Here is a 1,241-nt window from a genome sequence, read left to right on the forward strand (position 1 = left end):
GGACGGGAAATGTTCTCACTGACACGACGCCGATCCGCGGTGGCCGTGTTGGCGACTGTCGGGTTGCTCGTGTTCGGCGTTCTGCTGTTCACCGAAATGGGTGTGTCGGATCGCCCGGTGGCCGTCCCGGTAGGACTCTGGGTTCTGAGCATGTTCGCAAACGGCTGCGCAGTCCACGCCGCCCGGGTCGCTCGAGGCCGCCAGCGCCTGGCGTGGATGGTGTTGAGTATCGGGCTGGCCGCCTGGACCGCCGGCCAATTTGTGTGGTGTTACGTGGGTCTGGGCGGCATCCCGCCGATGCCGGAACTATCGGCGGCCAACTTGGGCTACGTGGTCTTGCCGCTTTGCGCGTTCGCCACCGCAGTGACTATCCCCAGCCGCGACGACTCCCGATTCGGCATCGGCCTCCTGCTTGACGGCCTCCTGGTCGCCGCATCTTTGTTGATTGTGTTGGCCATTCTGGTGCTGGGCCACTTCCGCCGACCTGCACAAGTCATCGGCCTCCCGCAGATGATGTTGGCCACCGCCACAGCCGTCTACCTCGGGCTTGTTGTCGTTTCGTTCATCACCGTGCGAAAAGCCGAGCCGGGCCGCAAAGTCTCACCGACGCTCATGACACTGGGGTGGGGAGTCATCGCAGGGGCCGGTGTCCTGCACGTCTTTGAAGGCCATCCCGAACATGTGCCCAGTCACCTCGTCATTCTCGGATGGGCCACCGGAATCTACTTCGTCGCTCTGGCAGGTATTGCGTCTCGCCCCGGGCCGGACCTCGACCTCGGTTTCTCTCAACCATTGTCGAGAACGTCGCTGTGGCTGCCGTATTGGCCGGTGCTGTTGGCGATTGCCGTCGGTGCCGTCCACTTTTGGCCAACAAACCCGGGCGATACGTTTATCTTCGCGGTCTGTGTGGTGCTGTTCCTCACCACGCTGGCTCGCCACTTGTTACTGCTCGACCGGAAACAACATCTGCTTGCCGAGCTGTCTGACGCCGCCCTGCGGGACCCGTTAACTGGATTAGCGAATCAGCGACTATTTGACGATCGGCTCTCGCACGCGGCTCGGTTGCACATTCACCACGGCGTCCCGGTCAGCGTCATTGCGCTCAATATCAGTGACTTCGCCATGGTCAATGACACGCTCGGTTATGCCGTCGCCGACGAACTCTTGCGCAGCGTCGGCGAGCGGCTGCAGGCCAATGTCCGCGCCACCGACACCGTCGCGCGGATGAACGGGGACCAATT

The 1,241-nt window shown here is 62.6% G+C and carries 1 protein-coding gene; it reads left to right on the forward strand.

Annotated elements, in window-relative coordinates; all coding sequences use genetic code 11:
* Positions 1-45: 45 nt before the first annotated feature.
* The coding region (locus tag ACZY0B_RS27520; RefSeq protein ID WP_463767382.1) for a GGDEF domain-containing protein at positions 46-1,241 on the forward strand (1,196 nt) is incomplete at its 3' end.

The sequence above is a fragment of the Mycobacterium sp. IDUB_19 genome, assembly GCF_055419445.1.